Origin of the sequence: Asaia sp. VD9 (assembly GCF_037150015.1) — a bacterium.
GTDB lineage: Bacteria > Pseudomonadota > Alphaproteobacteria > Acetobacterales > Acetobacteraceae > Asaia.
In genome coordinates this window covers 1-17,620 of sequence record NZ_JBBCQM010000001.1, presented here as the reverse complement: position 1 = coordinate 17,620, position 17,620 = coordinate 1, and the positions used below count along the sequence as shown (strand labels likewise).

General features: G+C 60.1%; 17 protein-coding genes and 1 tRNA gene. 4 read left to right on the top strand and 14 right to left on the bottom strand.

The window, feature by feature from the left end:
* Window positions 1-48 precede the first annotated feature (48 nt).
* Complete coding sequence (gene trpS, locus WFJ47_RS00090) at window positions 49-1,044, bottom strand: tryptophan--tRNA ligase (protein WP_336759995.1); 996 nt, start codon at window positions 1,042-1,044, stop codon at window positions 49-51.
* Window positions 1,045-1,165: 121 nt separating this feature from the next.
* Between trpS and WFJ47_RS00085 the strand changes: the two genes are divergently transcribed.
* Window positions 1,166-1,723: a thymidine kinase gene (locus WFJ47_RS00085; protein ID WP_336759994.1), complete on the top strand. Its 558-nt coding sequence runs from the start codon at window positions 1,166-1,168 to the stop codon at window positions 1,721-1,723.
* 349 nt (window positions 1,724-2,072) lie between these two features.
* On the opposite strand, the gene WFJ47_RS00080 is transcribed toward WFJ47_RS00085, so the two are convergent.
* The 9 genes from WFJ47_RS00080 to WFJ47_RS00040 form a co-directional block, all read right to left on the bottom strand.
* Window positions 2,073-2,531, bottom strand: a complete 459-nt coding sequence (locus WFJ47_RS00080) for a cytochrome c (RefSeq protein ID WP_336759992.1) — start codon at window positions 2,529-2,531, stop codon at window positions 2,073-2,075.
* A gap of 2 nt (window positions 2,532-2,533) precedes the next feature.
* Complete coding sequence (locus WFJ47_RS00075; protein WP_199751947.1) at window positions 2,534-3,022, bottom strand: FKBP-type peptidyl-prolyl cis-trans isomerase; 489 nt, start codon at window positions 3,020-3,022, stop codon at window positions 2,534-2,536.
* A 23-nt stretch (window positions 3,023-3,045) separates the two neighbouring features.
* A complete protein-coding gene (locus tag WFJ47_RS00070) occupies window positions 3,046-4,275 on the bottom strand; it encodes an argininosuccinate synthase (RefSeq protein WP_336759988.1) in 1,230 nt (409 codons plus the stop codon).
* Window positions 4,276-4,371: 96 nt separating this feature from the next.
* Complete coding sequence (gene rlmN, locus WFJ47_RS00065; protein WP_336759986.1) at window positions 4,372-5,565, bottom strand: 23S rRNA (adenine(2503)-C(2))-methyltransferase RlmN; 1,194 nt, start codon at window positions 5,563-5,565, stop codon at window positions 4,372-4,374.
* Between the two features lie 142 nt (window positions 5,566-5,707).
* On the bottom strand, window positions 5,708-6,445 hold the full coding sequence (locus tag WFJ47_RS00060) for a TlyA family RNA methyltransferase (RefSeq protein WP_336759984.1): 738 nt from the start codon (window positions 6,443-6,445) through the stop codon (window positions 5,708-5,710).
* Window positions 6,445-8,439, bottom strand: a complete 1,995-nt coding sequence (gene dxs, locus WFJ47_RS00055) for a 1-deoxy-D-xylulose-5-phosphate synthase (RefSeq protein ID WP_336759982.1) — start codon at window positions 8,437-8,439, stop codon at window positions 6,445-6,447. Before dxs ends, WFJ47_RS00060 begins: the two co-directional genes overlap by 1 nt.
* Window positions 8,440-8,443: 4 nt before the next feature.
* Window positions 8,444-9,364, bottom strand: a complete 921-nt coding sequence (locus WFJ47_RS00050; protein ID WP_336759981.1) for a polyprenyl synthetase family protein — start codon at window positions 9,362-9,364, stop codon at window positions 8,444-8,446.
* Window positions 9,361-9,621, bottom strand: a complete 261-nt coding sequence (locus tag WFJ47_RS00045) for an exodeoxyribonuclease VII small subunit (protein WP_127102395.1) — start codon at window positions 9,619-9,621, stop codon at window positions 9,361-9,363. Before WFJ47_RS00045 ends, WFJ47_RS00050 begins: the two co-directional genes overlap by 4 nt.
* Before the next feature lie 121 nt (window positions 9,622-9,742).
* A complete protein-coding gene (locus WFJ47_RS00040) occupies window positions 9,743-10,012 on the bottom strand; it encodes a sulfurtransferase TusA family protein (protein WP_127102394.1) in 270 nt (89 codons plus the stop codon).
* Between the two features lie 132 nt (window positions 10,013-10,144).
* On the opposite strand from WFJ47_RS00040, the gene WFJ47_RS00035 reads away from it, so the two are divergent.
* A complete protein-coding gene (locus tag WFJ47_RS00035) occupies window positions 10,145-11,080 on the top strand; it encodes an ROK family protein (protein ID WP_127102393.1) in 936 nt (311 codons plus the stop codon).
* Here WFJ47_RS00035 and WFJ47_RS00030 read toward each other — a convergent pair whose 3' ends face one another.
* Both WFJ47_RS00030 and WFJ47_RS00025 read right to left on the bottom strand, forming a co-directional pair.
* Window positions 11,081-11,893: an RlmE family RNA methyltransferase gene (locus WFJ47_RS00030; protein ID WP_336759975.1), complete on the bottom strand. Its 813-nt coding sequence runs from the start codon at window positions 11,891-11,893 to the stop codon at window positions 11,081-11,083.
* Window positions 11,890-13,032 carry a Ppx/GppA phosphatase family protein gene (locus WFJ47_RS00025; RefSeq protein ID WP_336759973.1) on the bottom strand — a complete coding sequence of 381 codons (1,143 nt, stop codon included), beginning with the start codon at window positions 13,030-13,032 and terminating at the stop codon, window positions 11,890-11,892. The genes WFJ47_RS00030 and WFJ47_RS00025 overlap by 4 nt, the downstream gene beginning before the upstream one ends.
* A gap of 199 nt (window positions 13,033-13,231) precedes the next feature.
* Here WFJ47_RS00025 and WFJ47_RS00020 point away from each other — a divergent pair.
* Window positions 13,232-13,305: transfer RNA gene (locus WFJ47_RS00020), tRNA-Gln, on the top strand.
* Window positions 13,306-13,359: 54 nt separating this feature from the next.
* Here WFJ47_RS00020 and WFJ47_RS00015 read toward each other — a convergent pair.
* The gene (locus WFJ47_RS00015; protein ID WP_336759971.1) at window positions 13,360-13,551 is read right to left on the bottom strand and encodes a hypothetical protein; all 192 of its coding nucleotides are present in this window, start codon (window positions 13,549-13,551) and stop codon (window positions 13,360-13,362) included.
* On the bottom strand, window positions 13,552-14,292 hold the full coding sequence (locus tag WFJ47_RS00010) for a DUF2167 domain-containing protein (protein ID WP_336759969.1): 741 nt from the start codon (window positions 14,290-14,292) through the stop codon (window positions 13,552-13,554).
* 711 nt (window positions 14,293-15,003) lie between these two features.
* Between WFJ47_RS00010 and WFJ47_RS00005 the strand changes: the two genes are divergently transcribed.
* Window positions 15,004-17,280 carry a TonB-dependent receptor domain-containing protein gene (locus WFJ47_RS00005; RefSeq protein ID WP_336760625.1) on the top strand — a complete coding sequence of 759 codons (2,277 nt, stop codon included), beginning with the start codon at window positions 15,004-15,006 and terminating at the stop codon, window positions 17,278-17,280.
* Window positions 17,281-17,620: the final 340 nt, after the last annotated feature.

The following is a 17,620-nucleotide window of genomic DNA, read 5'->3' as shown; positions in this document are numbered from 1 at the left end:
TGCCTCCTGTAAGATGAACGCCGGGGGTGAAGGACTTCGCCCTGGAAACTAGCGCAGATACCCGACCAGACGTTCCGCCTCGGTGACAATTGGCTCAGCAATGGCGCTGGCGCGGGAGGCACCCTGGCGCAAAATCTGCTCCAGATGGGAGCGATCTTCCAACAGGCGACGTGTTTCATTTGCGACCGGCGCGAGCTTCTCGACGAGTAGTTCCGCGAGAGCCGACTTGAACGGTCCAAAGCCCTGGCCACCGAAGCGGCCGAGCACATCGTCCACGCTCTGATCGGCCATGGCGGCGTAGATGGTGACGAGGTTGCGCGCCTCTGCCCGTCCTTCGAGCCCGCCGCTCTCCGAGGGGAGTGCCTCGGTATCGGACTTCGCCTTGCGGATTTTGAGCGCGATATCATCGGCCGTGTCGGTCAGTTCGATGCGCGACTGGGCCGAGGGATCCGATTTGGACATTTTCTTCGTGCCGTCACGCAGGCTCATGACACGCGCGGCCGAGGGAGGAATGAGGGCTTCGATGGCGGGGAAGAAGTCCACGCCGTAATCATGGTTGAATTTCGCCGCGATATCATTGGCGATCTCGAGGTGCTGCTTCTGATCTTCCCCCACCGGCACGCGTGTTGCATGGAAGGTATGGATATCGGCGGCCATCAGGGCAGGATAGACGAACAGACCAGCAGAATGCTGTTCCCGGTCCTTGCCCGCTTTTTCCTTGAACTGGGTCATACGGTTGAGCCAGCCCAGCCGCACCACACAGTTGAAAATCCAGCCGAGGCGCGCATGCGCGCTTACGGCCGACTGGTTGTAGAGAACATGTTTTTCAGGGTCGATGCCCGAGGCGATCAGGCAGGCGGCCTGTGCCAGATTATCGCGGCGCAACTGCTCGGGCTCGCGGAAAACGGTCAGGGCGTGCATGTCGACCAGGCAGAACACACAGTCATGGTCGTCCTGCAGACGCACCCAGTTACGGATCGCACCGAGATAATTGCCAAGCTGGGGGACGCCGGTCGGCTGAATGCCGGAGAAAACACGTTGCATGGCCGTTCTTGTCGAATGCGCTCCCGCGGCGGTCAAGGGGAAAGATTGCCCTCCCGACGCAAATCCCTGTAAGGGCAGCCCTTCAGGCCTGGGGCCGGGTTCTGTTCCCGGGAGGATCCGGGTGATTGGCGAAGGGGGGACAAGGCGGGTGCGGGGTATTCTGACTGTTTTTGCGGGGCCGATGTTCGCCGGAAAATCGGCGCATCTGCTGAGCGACTACCCCGAGGATGCGGCGACGCTCTGTCTGGCACCCGCCTTCGACACGCGCTCCGGGGCACAGATCAAGAGCCGTGTCGGGCTCTCTCGTGCGGCGCGCTCCGTTTCTTCCTGGCCCGAGGATTTCGCCGCGTATCGCCATATCCTGCTCGATGAGGGACATTTCATGATCGCCCCGCATTATGAGGGCGACGTTGTGCGCGATATTGAACGTGCTCTCGATAAGGGGGTCAACGTGACTGTGGCGGGGCTCGATACCGATTACAGGCGTGAGGCCTTTGTGGTCATGGATCGCCTGCGCGCATTGGCCGATCATTATGTGTCACTGACCGCACGTTGCCATCACTGCGGTGCGCCCGCCTCCTGGACCGCGAAGAAACACCCGACAGGGCACCTGCTCGAGACGGGCGATGAGGATCTGTATGAGGCGCGCTGCAATGCGCATTGGCAGAGCCCTGACTGAATAACGGGCATGGCCCTATCCACGTTCCGCGACCTGAGGAAGCAATTGAAGCAGGGTTTCCTCGCGCGGGAGACATCCTGCGGCGACCTGCAGAGGAGGCCCCCGCAAGCCACTGACCGAACATGCAGCACGTGCTTGAGTAAACGTCCTGGGGGGCGTTCCGTCAGAAAACTCAGCGCGCTTAATGGCGGGTTGTCAGGGAGATTATGGTCGTGTCCTGAGGAGCGTATCCTCAAACCCGTATCATGAGAGACGTGCTTTGGGGAGGCGTGGATGCGGGAGGCAGGTAAGGAGCGCGAGAGTAGAGCGCGGGTCTGGTTTGAGGAGCCGGAAGGGATGCCCTGCGCGATCAGGGAATCTGCCCTTTGGCCGCCAGTCCCTCGCGCAGATCATGGACGCGATTCGAGCCGATCTCGGTCTCACGCGCTCTCGCAAAAATCTCGGGCCCGATATGAGGGGCGGGTTTTGTCGCCCCGCGCTCGATCAGCCAGTTCAGGATGAGCGAAAGCTGCTCGTCACTCAGTCGACGAAAGCTTGGCATGGAAAAATTATAGCGACTGCCATTCGCCCTGATCGGGCCGTCGAGCCCGTTGAGCATGACACGGGCAAGATAGTCGCGCCCTGCCGGGGTCTTGGCGATCAGGTCTAGGCGACCCACCAGAGGTGGAACCTCGCCCGGCAATCCGTTGCCACCATGATGGCAGATACCGCAATTGGGGCCATATAGCTTTTGTCCCGCACTCTTCTTGCCGCACCCGCTCAATGCGAGGCTGGCAAGAAGAGCGAGGACCAGAGCAGGGCGCGACAAGATTACTGCTCCTGACCGCCCAGGCCGAGAAGCTGGATCTTGAACACAAGCGGGCTGTTGGGCGGAATGATGCCCATAGAGCGCTTGCCGTAGCCCAGTTCGGGCGGAACGTAGAGCATCCAGGTATCTCCCACATGCATCATCGGCAGGGCTTCCATCCAGCCCTTGACGAGGCCGTCCAGCGTCATTTGCATATAGGCGCCATTACCATGTTGCTCGGAGCTGTCGAAGATACCCCCATCGGGCAGGCGGCCTTCATAGATGAGCATCATCTGGCGGCCCTTGGAGGGCTGCTCACCATCCTTGGGGCCCGATTTGAGCACCTTGTAAGCCAGACCATCCGGCAAGGTCTTCACGCCGGGTTCGGCGCGGACCTTGGCCATGAACTGCTCCGGAGTCAGTTCCGGCTCTTCTTTCGGGCCGCCGCAGGCGGCCAGGGCAAGGAAAGACGCCCCGGCGACGAGGGTCTTGATAGAGCGGGATAGACGCATGATGGACCTCTTGACGCTTGCGATCAGGGCTTGCCGCCGGTGCGGCCAATCTGGCCACCCAGACGCAGGCGAAGCGCGTTGAGCTTGATGAAGCCCTGAGCGTCGATCTGGTTATAGGCGCCCTCATCGTCCTCGAAGGTGACGACACGGGTATCGTAGAGGCTGTTCGGGCTTTCACGACCGACGCAGATCACATTGCCCTTGTAGAGCTTCAGGCGAACACGTCCCGTGACCGATTTCTGGCTGGTGTCGATCAGAGCCTGCAGCATGTGACGCTCGGGCGAGAACCAGAAGCCGTTATAGATGATCTCCGCATAGCGCGGCATCAGGCTGTCCTTGAGATGCATGGCCTCGCGGTCGAGCGTAATGGATTCGATGCTACGATGCGCCGTGAGCAGAATCGTGCCGCCCGGCGTCTCGTAGATGCCGCGTGACTTCATGCCGACAAAGCGGTTCTCGACGAGATCGAGACGGCCGATACCATTGTCGTGGCCCAGCTTGTTCAGTCGCGTCAGCAATTCTGCGGGGGAAAGAGTCACCCCGTTCAGCGCGACCGGGTCACCCTCGAAGAAATCGATCGCGATTTCGGTGGCGACATCCGGGGCGTTCTCCGGGGAGATGGTGCGCTGGAAGACGATCTCATCGGGAGCCACTGCGGGATCTTCGAGGATCTTGCCCTCGGAAGAGGAGTGCAGAAGATTGGCATCGACGGAGAATGGTGCCTCGCCGCGCTTGTCCTTGGTCACCGGGATCTGGTTTTCCTCGGCGAAGGCCAGCAGCTTGGTGCGCGACGTCAGGTTCCATTCACGCCACGGTGCGATGACCTTGATGTCGGGCTGGAGCGCGTAATAACCGAGCTCGAAACGCACCTGGTCATTGCCCTTGCCGGTCGCGCCATGGGCCACGGCGTCAGCACCGACCATCTTGGCGATCTCGATCTGACGCTGGGCGATGAGCGGGCGCGCGATCGATGTGCCCAGCAGGTACTGGCCTTCATACAGCGCGTTGGCACGGAACATCGGGAAGACGAAATCCTTCACGAAGGTCTCGCGCAGATCCTCGACGAAGATATCCTTCACACCGAACATCTCGGCCTTGCGACGGGCCGGTTCCAGCTCTTCGCCCTGGCCGAGATCGGCGGTGAAGGTCACGACCTCGCAGCCATATTCCTTTTGCAGCCAGCGCAGAATGACGGAAGTATCCAGCCCGCCCGAGTAGGCGAGAACAACTTTTTTAACGTCCCGGGCGGTCATGAGGCCAGGCTTCCCTCTGATAGAATGACGAATACGGCGCCATTCTTATCACCCGTCAGACAATCAGGCCAGACTCTGCCGCCAAGCGCCCGTTTCTTATTCAACTTCTGCCGTCGTGTTGCGGCGCAGGCGCTCGCTCTCGGTCTTCAGCTGCCCGCATGCTGCCAGAATATCGCGACCGCGCGGCATGCGAATGGGCGAGGCAAACCCGGCATCCATGACAATGGCAGCGAATTTCTGCAGTTGCTCGCGTGTGGAGGGTTTGAACTCCGAACCGGGCCAGGGGTTGAACGGGATCAGATTGACCTTTGCAGGAAGGCCCTTGATTAGACGCACCAGTTCGCGCGCATCGGCCTCGCTGTCGTTGATACCGCGCAGCATGATGTACTCGAACGTGATACGGCGCGAGTTCGAGGCTGCCGGGTAGCGACGACACGCCGCCATCAGCTCCTCGATCGGGTATTTGCGGTTGAGCGGCACAATCTTGTCGCGCAGATCATTGGTCACAGCATGAAGAGAGATGGCGAGATTGACTGCCAGTTCCTCGCCGCAGCGATCCATCATTGGAACGACGCCGGACGTGGACAGCGTGATGCGACGGCGCGAAAGCGCGATCCCCTCGCCATCCATGACAATACGCATGGCCTTGGCCACGTTGTCGTAATTATAGAGCGGCTCGCCCATGCCCATCAGCACGATTGTCGAGAGCAGACGGGGCGTCTCCCCTCTCGGGCTCGGCCATTCGCCGTAGGAATCGCGCGCCGCCATGAATTGGGACACAATCTCTGCTGCGCCGAGATTGCGGACCAGCTTCTGGGTGCCGGTATGGCAGAAGGTGCAGGACAGGGTGCAGCCAACCTGCGACGAAATACAGACCGCGCCCCGATCTTCCCGGCGATCGGGGATATAGACCGTTTCGGCTTCTTGCCCGTCTCGAAAGCGGAACAGGAATTTGCGCGTATCGTCGTTCGATGTCTGTTCGAGGCTTGTTGCGGGACGACCAACCACATAACGCTCGGCCAGCCTGGCCTGGAGCGGCTTGGCGATACTGCTCATGCGCGAAAAATCGGTTGCGCCCTGATGATAGATCCAGTGCCAGAGCTGCTTCGCGCGGAAAGGCTTCTCACCGAATTCGGCCATCTCGGCCACCAGCTCCTCACGCGACAGGCCCACAAGGTCACGCCGTCCATCGGGTAGCACCGCTGGCGGTGGGGCGAAGAGAGCGGATTTGGCCAGGATGCGCGCGCGCTCCTGCTCATTCAGGTCGAGTGGGGTCGAGATGTCGGACATGCGCGTGCTCTATCACGAAGGGGCCCCGGGAGCGCAAGCAAAACCACCATAGTGCGGAGGAAGGGTACCGGAAGTTCAGAGAGCTTCCCCCGGGCGTGCCATCCGAGATCTGGATTGACGCGATCTGCCCCCCGCAACGCTGTTACTGGCGTTGCGCGGCGATCAGGAACTCGCGGTTGCCTTCAGGGCCGGTGATCGGACTGGGATCGACGCCGAGAACGTCCCAGCCGTCGAGATCGTCCCACCATGCTCGGATGCCGGCGCAGACGCGCTCATGAACCGCCGTATCGCGGACCACGCCCTTTGCCCCGATCTCGGACCTTCCGGCTTCGAATTGCGGCTTGATCAGCGCAACCGCCCAGCCGCCGGGCTGGCAAAGCGCAAGGGCAGGGGGCAGCACCGTGCGAAGCCCGATGAAACTGGCGTCACAAACGACAATCGAGATCGGGTCGGGAATGATCGTGGCGTCGAGCGTGCGGGCATTGGTCTTTTCCATGACCACCACGCGTGGATCGGAGCGCAGCTTCCAGGCAATCTGCCCATGGCCGACATCGACCGCATAGACTTTTTCAGCACCGTTCGTGAGAAGGACATCGGTAAACCCTCCCGTGGAGGCACCGACATCGACGGCGATCCGCCCCTTGGGGTCCAGCCCGAAATGGCTGAGTGCGTGATCGAGCTTGAGCCCGCCGCGCGACACCCAGGGATGATCCTGTCCACGCAGATTGAGCGCGGCATCTTCGGCGAGCATATCCCCCGCCTTGGCAATGCGGCGGTCCTTGCTGAAGACAAGTCCCGCCATGATCAGGGCCTGTGCCCGGGCGCGGCTCTCGACGAGGCCGCGCTCGACCAGCAGGACGTCAGCCCGCTTCTTGGCCATCAGGCCGTCTGCTGGGCGTTCTGGACACCGAGGGCGGAGAGGGCGGTAGTGACGATCTGCGGTGCGTTCAGCCCTGCCTCGTCGTACTGCACTTCCGGCAGGTTGTGGTCGATATAGGTGTCGGGCAGCGCCATGGGGCGGAACTTCACCTGATCCAGCAGTGCTGTCTCGGCCAGATGACGCACCACAAGGCTGCTGAAGCCGCCAGCAGCGCCCTCTTCGATGGTGATCAGCACCTCATGCTCGCGAGCCAGACGCTCGACTAAGGCAGTGTCGATCGGCTTGGCGAAGCGGGCATCGGCCACCGTCACGGCAATGCCCTGGGCGGCGAGATGATCGGCAGCCTTGAGCGATTCGGTCAGACGCGTGCCGAGGGAGAGGATGGCCACACCCGACTTGCTACCCGGCTGACGCGTTGCCTCTCGCACGATCCGGCCGCGCCCGATCTCGAGCACCTCACCCTTCTCCGGCAGGTCCAGACCCGTACCGCCCCCGCGCGGGTAACGGAAGGCGATCGGGCCGGCATCATAGACGCAAGCCGTTGCCGTCATATGGGTGAGTTCGACCTCGTCGCTCGGCGCCATGACGACCATGTTCGGCAGGCAGCACAGATAGTTCAGATCGAATGACCCTGCATGGGTGGCACCGTCGGCGCCCACCAGACCGGCGCGGTCGATCGCGAAGCGGACCGGCAGATTCTGCAGGTCGACATCATGCACCACCTGATCATAGGCGCGCTGCAGGAAGGTCGAGTAGATGGCGCAGAACGGGCGCAGCCCTTCCGATGCCATGCCGGCGGCAAACGTCACCGCGTGCTGCTCGGCGATGCCGACGTCGAAAAAGCGCTCGGGATGCTTCTGGGCGAACTTGTCCAGACCCGTGCCCGAAGGCATGGCAGCCGTGATGGCCGTGATGCGCTCATCCATCTCGGCGTGGCGCAGCAATTCGCGTGCCATGACGGAGGTATAGCTCGGCGGCCCGGCGGGCGCCTTTTTCTGTTCACCGGTCACCACGTTGAATTTGCTGACCGCATGATATTTGTCGCCGGCGGATTCAGCAGGCTTATAGCCGCGTCCCTTCTCGGTGATCACATGAAGAAGCACCGGGCCTTCATCGCTGTCACGGAGATTGCGCAGGATCGGCACGAGCTGGTTCAGATCATGCCCATCGACAGGGCCGACATAATAGAAGCCGAGTTCCTCGAACAGCGTTCCGCCCGTGATCAGGCCGCGCGTCAGTTCGTCCGCGCGCTTTGCGGTACGCTCCAGCCCGGCAGGCAGGCGCTTGGCCAGCTTGCCTGCGAGGTCGCGCAGGCTCAGGAACTGGCGCGAGGTCATGAGGCGCGACAGGTAGTTCGACATCGAGCCTACCGGCGGCGCGATGGACATTTCATTGTCGTTCAGAATGACGATCAGGCGCTTGGCGCCCGGACCCGCGACCGCCGCATTGTTCATGGCCTCATAGGCCATGCCTGCCGAAATCGAGCCGTCTCCGATCACCGCAATGACATTGCGCTCCTCGTAAGAGGGGTCGTCGGTTGCGCGCAGGTGATGCGCCACCGCCATGCCCAGACCTGCCGAAATCGAGGTCGAGGAATGTGCCGCTCCGAACGGGTCGTATTCGCTCTCGGCACGGCGGGTGAAGCCGGACAGACCCTCAGGCTGGCGCAGGGTGCGGATGCGATCGCGCCGTCCGGTCAGGATCTTGTGGGGATAAGCCTGGTGGCCAACATCCCAGATGATACGGTCATCAGGCGTATTGAAGACTGCATGCATCGCAACGGTCAGTTCGACCACGCCGAGCGAGGCGCCAAGATGCCCGCCCGTGGTGGAGACGGCGTCAACCGTCTCGGAGCGCAGTTCCTCAGCGAGATGCTTGAGCTGATCAGTCGAGAAGTTTCTCAGATCGGCCGGAACGACCACGCGGTCGAGATGGGGGAAACGGCCCATGGTCGGGATCGACGAGGTGTTGGTCGGTTTGGTGGTGTCGCTCATTCTCTTAATTCCTGCGCTCGACGATGTAATGGGCCAGGGCTCTGAGCGCGGCTGCTTCGGTCCCGAAAAAAGACAGGGCCTGTGTGGCCTGCTCGGAGAGGCGCGCGGCTTCCGCACGTGCACCCTCGATACCCAGCAGGGAGACATAGGTGGATTTGCCGGAGGCTTCATCCTTGCCGGCGGTCTTGCCGAGTTCCTCGGCGCTTGCGGTCGTGTCAAGTACGTCATCGGCCACCTGAAAGGCTGTGCCGATATCACGCCCATACGCAATGATGGCGTCGCGCTGCACGCGTGTCGCGCCACCCAGAATGGCACCGGCCTCAGCCGCGTAGCGGATAAGCGCACCTGTCTTCATGGCATGGAGGCGCCGTACCTGATCGAGGGGAAGTGCCTTGCCTTCGCCTCGGATATCGACCACCTGACCGCCCACCATGCCTGCCGCACCCGAAGCCTGAGCCAGCGCCATGACGAGCGCGATACGGACGGCAGGATCAGAATGCGTGGCATGATCGGCCAGGATCTCGAAGGCGGAAGTCTGCAAGGCATCGCCCGCGAGGATCGCAATGGCCTCATCGAACTGCTTGTGCGTCGAGGGCTGGCCGCGACGCAGATCGTCGTCATCCATTGCCGGCAGATCATCATGGACGAGACTATAGGCGTGCAGCATCTCGACTGAGGCCGCAACGCGCAGAGCGCCTTCCGGCTCGGCACCGAAAATGCTGGCGATCTCTGTTACAAGATAGCCGCGTAGGCGCTTGCCGCCGCCGAGAGCGGCGTAGCGCATCGCGTCGATCAAGACCGATTCGTCACCTTCGACCATGGGGAGGAGGCGATCGATCGTGGCTTCGATGGCGCGGGCTGCAGTGCCGAGCGAGGCGGCCAGGGCCTCGGGCGTTGCAGTCTGGGTGGGAGAGGTGATCGTCATGGGGCTTTTCCGCCAGAAGGCTCGTCGAACTCGGGGAGGGGGACCGCCTGCGTTGTGCCGTCACGCTGGGTGATCGCTCGCACACGCATCTCCGCTTCCGAGAGTTTGGTTTCACAATGGCGGCGCAGGGCGGCCCCTCGCTCATAGGCGCTGATCGCATCTTCAAGTTTCATCTGTCCGCTCTCCAGACCGCGAACGATCCTGTCGAGCTCCGACAGGGCATCCTCGAAAGAGAGCTGTGAAAGCTGTGCGTCCATGCCTGAAATGCCGTCCCGCTCCGCTGTTTCGGAAAATCGCCGTTATGAGAAACGGCTCGATGGGAAGGAGGGATAGCGTGTCGCACTCCATTCTCCAAGCCCAAGGAAGTAATGACTATGATTATTCCGTAACAGGGGAAGACACAGCTGTGTCCAATTTGCGACGGATGACGAAGGAAAGCGTCTCCCCGTCTTCAGAGAATGCAACTAACGCGTGTCCCGTCTCACGGCAGAAAGCCTGGAAATCCGCCACGCTGGCGCGATCCGTCGCTAGTACGCGTAGCCTGGCACCCCCGGAGAGCGCTTTGAGCGCGCGATGCGCCTTGAGCACAGGCAGGGGGCAGGCAAGCCCGCGCAGGTCGAGCAGCGTTTCTGTGGGGGAGACCGTCATATTCGGGACTATGCGCGCAGCTTGATGTGTGTTTCAAGATCGGGCGCTGTTTTGCCAATAGATCTTTACTCCGATCCTATTCCTCCGCAACATGCGCGCCAGTTTTCAGAAGCAACATCAGTAAGGCATGAGATGGCTGATTATCGCCTCGGCATCGATTTCGGTGGGACGAAGATCGAAATCGCAGTTCTCGATCGCGCGGGCGATCTGCAATTGCGTGAACGCGTCCCCAATCCGGGAATTTATGAAGACGCAGTGATCGCCGTGCGCGACCTGGTCGCCAGCGTGGACCAGCGCCTTGGAAGCGTCTCGTCCCATCTGGCCAAGCCGGGTCAGCTCAGCTCGACGCTGGGGATCGGCATTCCGGGCTCCATCTCGCCCGAAACCGGCCTGATCAAGAATGCGAATGCCACGTGGCTTAATAACCAGCCCTTCGGTATCGATCTGGATCGGGCACTCAACCGCTCGGTGCGCGTCGAGAACGATGCGAATTGCTTCGCGCTCTCCGAAGCCGCTGACGGCGCAGGGGCGGGTAATCGCACGGTCTTTGGTATCATCATCGGAACCGGAATGGGCGCCGGTATCGTTGTTGACGGAAAGGTGATCGGCGGTCGTCACAGCATCGCTGGCGAATGGGGCCACACGCCGCTCCCCTGGGTGCGCATGGAAGAGTTCCCGCTGCCAAAGTGTTTTTGCGGCAATGAAGGCTGCCTTGAGCGCTATCTTTGCGGGCCCGAGCTCGCCAAAGACTGGAAAGGTGTCGGGCATCATAACACGGCCGGCATCGAAGAGGCTGCGGCTGCCGGAGACATCGCGGCAATCGGCGCGCTCGATCGCTACATGGATCGCTTTTCGCGCGCCTGCGCCCTGACGATCAACTTCCTCGATCCGGATATCATCGTGCTGGGTGGAGGCGTCTCGAATCTCGACAGCATTTACGAGCGTGTGCCGCCTTTGCTGGCGCGTCACGTGATCACGCCGACCTGCACCACCCCCATCGTCCGAAACAAACATGGCGACAGCTCAGGCGTACGCGGCGCCGCCTGGCTGTGGGACGTGGCGGAGTAATTACTCCTCTGAGCTGGAGCCGGGATTCAGGCGTTCGGGCCTGAACCCGGTTGCCACCACGTAGAGCTCGCTCGATTCCTTTCGGGATGCAGGCGGCTTGAGGTGGCGAACATGAGAGAATGCGAGCTTCATGGGTTCGAGCATCTGCCGCTCGGAGCCCCCTTGGAAGACCTTCGCCACAAAACCTCCGCCGACCGCCAGCACCTGCATCGCGAAATCGAGCGCGCCTTCAGCGAGGCCCATGATGCGCAGATGATCGGTTGGCGCATGGCCCGTCGTGTTCGGTGCCATATCCGACAGAACTAGGTCGGCCGGGCCACCCAGAAGGTCGATCAGCCGCGCGGGCATGTCAGGATCGGTGAAATCACCTTCAATGATCGTGGCGTCGCTGACGGGATCCACCGGAAGCAGGTCGACGCCCACCACCGCACTGGCGCCACGCTTCACCGCAACCTGCGTCCATCCTCCGGGGGCAGCACCCAGATCGATGATCTTCATGCCTGGCTTGATCAGCTTCAGTCGGTCGTCAATCTCGATCAGCTTGAAGGCGGCCCGTGAACGCCAGCCCTGCTTGCGGGCGGCCGCCACATAGGGGTCATTCAACTGGCGGTTCAGCCAACGCTGCTGCGCAGTCGAGCGCCCCCGCGCAGTGCGCAGGGTGATGGTCTTGTTCCGCGCCGTCTGGACCGAACTGCCGTCCAGGGCGCTGTCCGTTTCGCCGGGAGCGGCAGAACTCTTGAGCGCTTTGCCTGGGATACGTCGTTCAGTCGGCTTGCCCGGCTTGCGGCCGCGCTTGTCACTATCTCTGGTCATGCGCGACCCATAAAGGAAGACGAGGCATTATGGCCACGATATTCGCGTCCACCGAGCGCGTTCACGCCGTGACGCGCCTGTCCGTGCGGAATGACCCGACTGCTACGCGCTTGGGTTGCCATGCGTGCGACCATACCGTCACGCAACCCGCGATCGGCAACGATGATCTCCTGCATCGGCCAGACTCTGTGAATCGCCTCGAATATCGCACAGCCCGGCAGCATGAAGTGCTGCCTGTCGGCTGAGAGGGAAGAAGGTGCCGCCTCCGCACCGCATAACGTGGCCTTCACGACGGTGATCGCATCGTGGGCAGCACGATCGGTCAGGGTGAAGCCATCCACCGCCATGCGGCTGTATCGCGGCAGATCCTGAGCCATGCTCGCCAGGGTCGTGACTGTGCCGCTGGTGCCCAGCATTTGCACGGCACCCGCCTGCATTTCGCGACCGATCTGGTGAATCGTCTCGAACTGCCGGAGAGGTTCCTGCACGGCCTTGATCATGGCCTCATAAAGCGCTGCCTGACTAACGGCATCAATGGACCCGCGCGCGTGGCCAAATTGTTCCGACAGGGTGACAACGCCATAGGGCAAGCTGACGAGACTGATCAACTCATGCCCGCGTGTCACCGGATCGAGGCGCAACCAGGCGATCTCGGTTGACCCGCCGCCAATGTCGAAAACAATGGCTCTCTGCCCGGCGGCGCGGTTGCGATGCAGGAGTCCCCGGCACCCTTCCACCGCCAGCTCGACCTCCTCACGAGGGGAGATGATCTCCAGAGACAGCCCCGTTTCTTCAAAGACACGCGACAGGAAGCGGTCGCGATTAAGGGCGCGCCTGCACGCTTCGGTCGCGACGGCCCTGACCTGTAAATCGGCCAGTCCCTTCATGCGCGCGGCATACCCTTCAAGTGTCCGCACCGCCCGGTCCATGGCCCGGGAGCTCAACTCCCCCGTTTCAACCAGCCCTTCACCCAGGCACACCATCCTGTTTTGTCGATCCAGAATCTGCACGCCGTGATGCGTCCTGCGCGCGATCATCATGCGGCAATTATTCGTTCCGAGATCGAGAGCGGCGAAATGCCGCGGGAGAGCGCCATTTGGCATGTGAGACGATAGCGCCTCGCTACGGCTGTAGCCCATGATCGTCCTCCCTCTTCCCTGGCCGCATGAGTGAATCTTGCGTCAAAAACAATGTGATAGCGCGCTCAGGTCGCAGCAAGCACTTTATACGTGCGGGATGAGCGATTTATGAAAAAAAATGCCGAAAGGGGGGTTGCGGCCCGTGGGGGCGGGTGCTATCTCACCGCCACCGCAAGGCAAACAGCTTCTGCACAGATGCTGGGGGATAGTTTAGCGGTAGAACTACCGGCTCTGACCCGGTCAGCCCTGGTTCGAATCCAGGTCCCCCAGCCAAAAATTCTCATAGTCCAAAATAAGAGCTGCCAGTTTCGTCCAGGAACCTCGACGTTATTTCTTGCTGCCTCTGCTTCCAAACTGATGGGGTGTGTTCCCTCCGTCCCATGGCGGGCTTTCGCTCGGGGCAGGCGTGGTTTCGCGTGCCTCGGGCGGTTTGCTACGTTTGGGCAGGATCTTCATGATCGCCCAGAACCCGATAGCTGCGCAAAGGCCGAACACAAGAGGCGCGCTCAGATACTGCATCTACTTCCCTTTCCGGCGCGAGAAGAGGGACTTGAGCCGAGCCCACAGGAGGGCAAGGAAAGCGATGACGGCAACGATCGCCTTCGAACTCAGAAGTGCAGAGCCGATTTTGACGATAAGAGCCAAGGCGCCCCCTGCCAGTCCCGTTTTCACGGCAAGAGCAGCGGCACCACCTCCCATCAGACCCATGAGCCCATACCGGGCAAGTTTGTCGCCTGTCTCAAAATCGCTGTAGCGATTGCCGGGCAGGGGATGAAGAAAGGTCAGGGCGGTGTCGAAGGCCTTCATGTCCTGATCATAGGTCGCAACATCGCCGACCATGAGGACACGATAATAGCCTGTGCGGGTGAGGACGCGCGTATGCAGGTTGGAGATGAGGTCGTCCGTATGCGTCTTGTATCTGTAGGCCCATTCGAGCCGATGGGTCTGCGGATCGTAGCGCGGCGTTGTTTGCCAGCCGACGAGGTCAAGCGCGGGAAGATGCCGCGCTTTTCGGACTTCGTTGTCCTCAAGCGAATATTTGCTCATCATCGCAAGGAGTTTGTCCGCGTCGATCGTATCCGTGTCATCCACATGACCCGCGTCGCGATACGAAAACTCCATGAACCAATCCTGCCCTGCGTCCTCCGGTTGCAAGATGTAGGCGCGATCGTCAGACGCGGTCGTCGGGTTACCCATGAGTGCGAGGAGCTTTTTCCCGTCTGGCGGCACGAGCAACTCGAAACCTGCAGGGATACGCATATCGGAGCCTCCTTCGATACGCGTGATTGCCGGGCCGTGGATCCAGGGAAGGCGCGTTGGCTGGGGCGGTGCGGGAGCCTCGTGCGCAGGCACCTGCTGGTTCGCAGCATACACGGGTTGGGATGCTAAAGCGCCGAACGCGATTAAAAGCCGAAAGTGTCGAGTTGATCGCATAATAGAAGACTTCAAAAACAAATACTGACGAGACGAAAGTAGAGAACGTATTTGAGTCTATCAATATGATGGCACCGTTCTCACGGTAAAGACTGTGTGTGTGGCTTGAGAATACGGGGCTTCATCTGGCTGCGAGGGTGCTCGGGTGCGTCGAATCGCGCGGAGTAAGCCGCTGTATGAGGAGGAAGGTCCATTGGGTTGACGCCCATGCAGAAAATGACCGTTTGGATAGTTTTGTTACATATGTTTCTGAAAAGAAACGACTTATTGGAATCGTATCGTCATGAAAGTTTCATCGTGATTGTTTCGCCCTCGTGTTAATGGCTATCGTGAATTCGTTAAGCCTAGTTAACGATCAGCCGATGAACTTCAGGAACGATAATGAGTGTGAGAGCCCGCTTTTTTCTTTGTGCGACTTCCGTCCTCGCGTTGCAGGTCTCCGCGGCTTCGGCACAGGTGAGCCTGTCCTCCAGCGCGGGTAGCTCCCGGAAAGCGACCGCTCCCAAAACAGTTGCGAAGGCTGATGACGGCCCGTCCATGATGGGCTCGACCGCACCGACAGACGCTGCCAAAAGCGAGACGGTGCAGGTGCGCGCAAGCCGCCACACGGCTGCTGGCGGCGGTCTCATGGTTCATGAGGATGCTGCCAAGTCGCGCTCCACCGTGACACAGGAATTCATCGCCAAGCAGACGCCGGGCCTGAATCCGATGCAGCTCATTGCCATGCTTCCCGGCGTGAACACCACCTCGGTAGACCCGCTCGGTCTGAATGGCGGCAATCTTACCCTGCGCGGCCTCAATGCGAGTCAGATCGGATTCACGCTCGAAGGATTTCCGATTAACGATATCGGTAATTACGCGGTCTATCCGCAGGAGATTGTCGACTCAGAAAATCTGAGAACAATCAATGTCGAACAGGGTTCGGCGGATCTCGATAGCCCCCATATCAGTGCCTCGGGCGGCGCGGTGAATATGTACCTGCTCGACCCGACCGAGAAATTCAGCGGTCACCTCGATGGCACTTATGGCAGCTATAACGCGCGCCGTATTTTCGGGCGTGTCGACACGGGTCGCATTGGTAATACCCATCTCAAGGGCTATATTTCGTTCTCTGCGGCGCATGAAGATTCGTGGCGTGGTCCAGGCGCGCAGAAAAAACTCCATGGCGAGACAAAATGGGTCAATGAGTGGGGACAGGGCAATCGCATCTCGCTCGCGATCGTCGGCAACCAGAGTGACAGCACCCTGTTTCCATCAATGAGCCTGGCGAACTGGCAGAAATATGGAACCACCTACACATATGACTCGAAGTGGAACCCTAAATCACCCAGTGGCAATTATTACAAGCTGCACCAGAATCCCTTTACCAACATCTATGCCAGCGCTCCGTCGACATTCACCCTGACAGACAATCTGACGCTGACCGAAACACCGTATTTCTGGTATGGTAATGGTAATGGTGGGGGTGCCTATAATGAGAGCCTGACCAGCCAGCAATATGGTTCGCAGTCTCTCAGTGGCTCGCTCGGTCCTTATAATCCGTCCAATACAAAGAGCCTTCTCCTCTATAACCCGTCGAACACCCAGACCTACCGCCCGGGTGCCGTGACGAAACTCGCGCTCCATACTGGCGCAAACCGCCTGATGGTTGGGTACTGGTTCGAGTATTCCAAGCAGATCCAGACCGCACCATATAGCCTGGTCGACCCTGCGACGGGTGCACCTCTCGACGAATATGGTGGTGGTCCCAACCTCGTTTTGTCCAACGGCGTCACGGCGCAATATCGTGATACGTTGACCCAGACGCGCATCCACACGCTCTTCATCGATGACTCCCTGTCCCTTCTGAATAACCGTCTGACGATTGAAGGGGGGCTCAAATATGCGATGATTACGCGTCAGGGGCAGAACTACCTGCCGAACACCTCTACCGGGCCCTATATCAACGGCAGCTGGAATGAGCCGCTTCCTGCCGCCTCGATCCGTTACAAGCTGAACAACCAGTTCCAGCTCTTTGCCTCAGGCACGACCAATTTCCGTATCCCGATGAACACGTCGCTTTATGATGCGGGCACGTACACGAAGGGTGCTGGTTACAGTACCAAGGCAAACCCGAATCAGAAGCCGGAAATCTCGATTTCCGAAGAGGCGGGCATTCGTTATCAGGGTTCGCTTTTCAACAGCACCCTGACCTACTTCCATTACAACTTCACGAACCGACTTTATACGCAGACGGTCGTTCTGCCGAACGGCTCCTATTACTCGCAGAGCATCAATGGCGGGGGGGCACATGCTGACGGCGTCGATTTCGAAATCGGCACACGCCCCATTCTCTATCACCTACGTCCCTATATCTCGGCTGAGTACATCAACGCGCGCACCGATAGTAATGTCGCGGCTGGCAGTAACGGGGATTACGTCTTCAGCAAGGGCAAATTCGCCCCCCAGACACCCAAGCAACAGGTTGCCTTCAATCTCGACTACGACGACGGGCACCTCTTCAGCGGGTTTGCGCTCAAATATGTAGGCAAACAGTACTCGACCTTCAATAATGACACCTCGATACCGAGCTATGTGACGATGAACGTCCATGCAGGCTATCGCTTCCATAATTTCGGGTTCATGAAGAATCCGGTCCTGCAGCTTAATCTGCAGAACATCACCAATAATCACTACCTCGGCTTCGTGAATGGCACGGCAGCCAATGGCAAGGCGACGACGGGTGTGTTCGGCAGCAAGCTCTCTGCAGGGAGCACAACTTACTATGTTGCGTCGCCCTTCTTCGTGGGTGGTACGGCGAGCGTCGATTTCTGATCTCGGACTCCGCCTCGGGAAGTGGGGGAGGGGGCTTTGGCCCCCTTTTCCCGTTCCTTATTCCGGCGTTCGCCTTCGATCTTCCGGTCAGTTTTTTCGAAGGGTTATGTCATTTTTTTGAAGAATGGTGTTGACGGTGGTGTGTGTGGGGTCTAAAAGCCCGTTCACCGCAGCGGACGATGCTGGGGTGGCTGCCTGAAAGACTGAGTAAGATCAGTAGTTTAGGTAGGGTTCTTTGAAAATTGAATAGGAATGGAAGGGATATGTTGGCGGCGCTTTGGTGTTGTCTGAACCAGTGGTTCTGATGATGAGAGTGCTGACTGATTTATTCTTTTTTTGG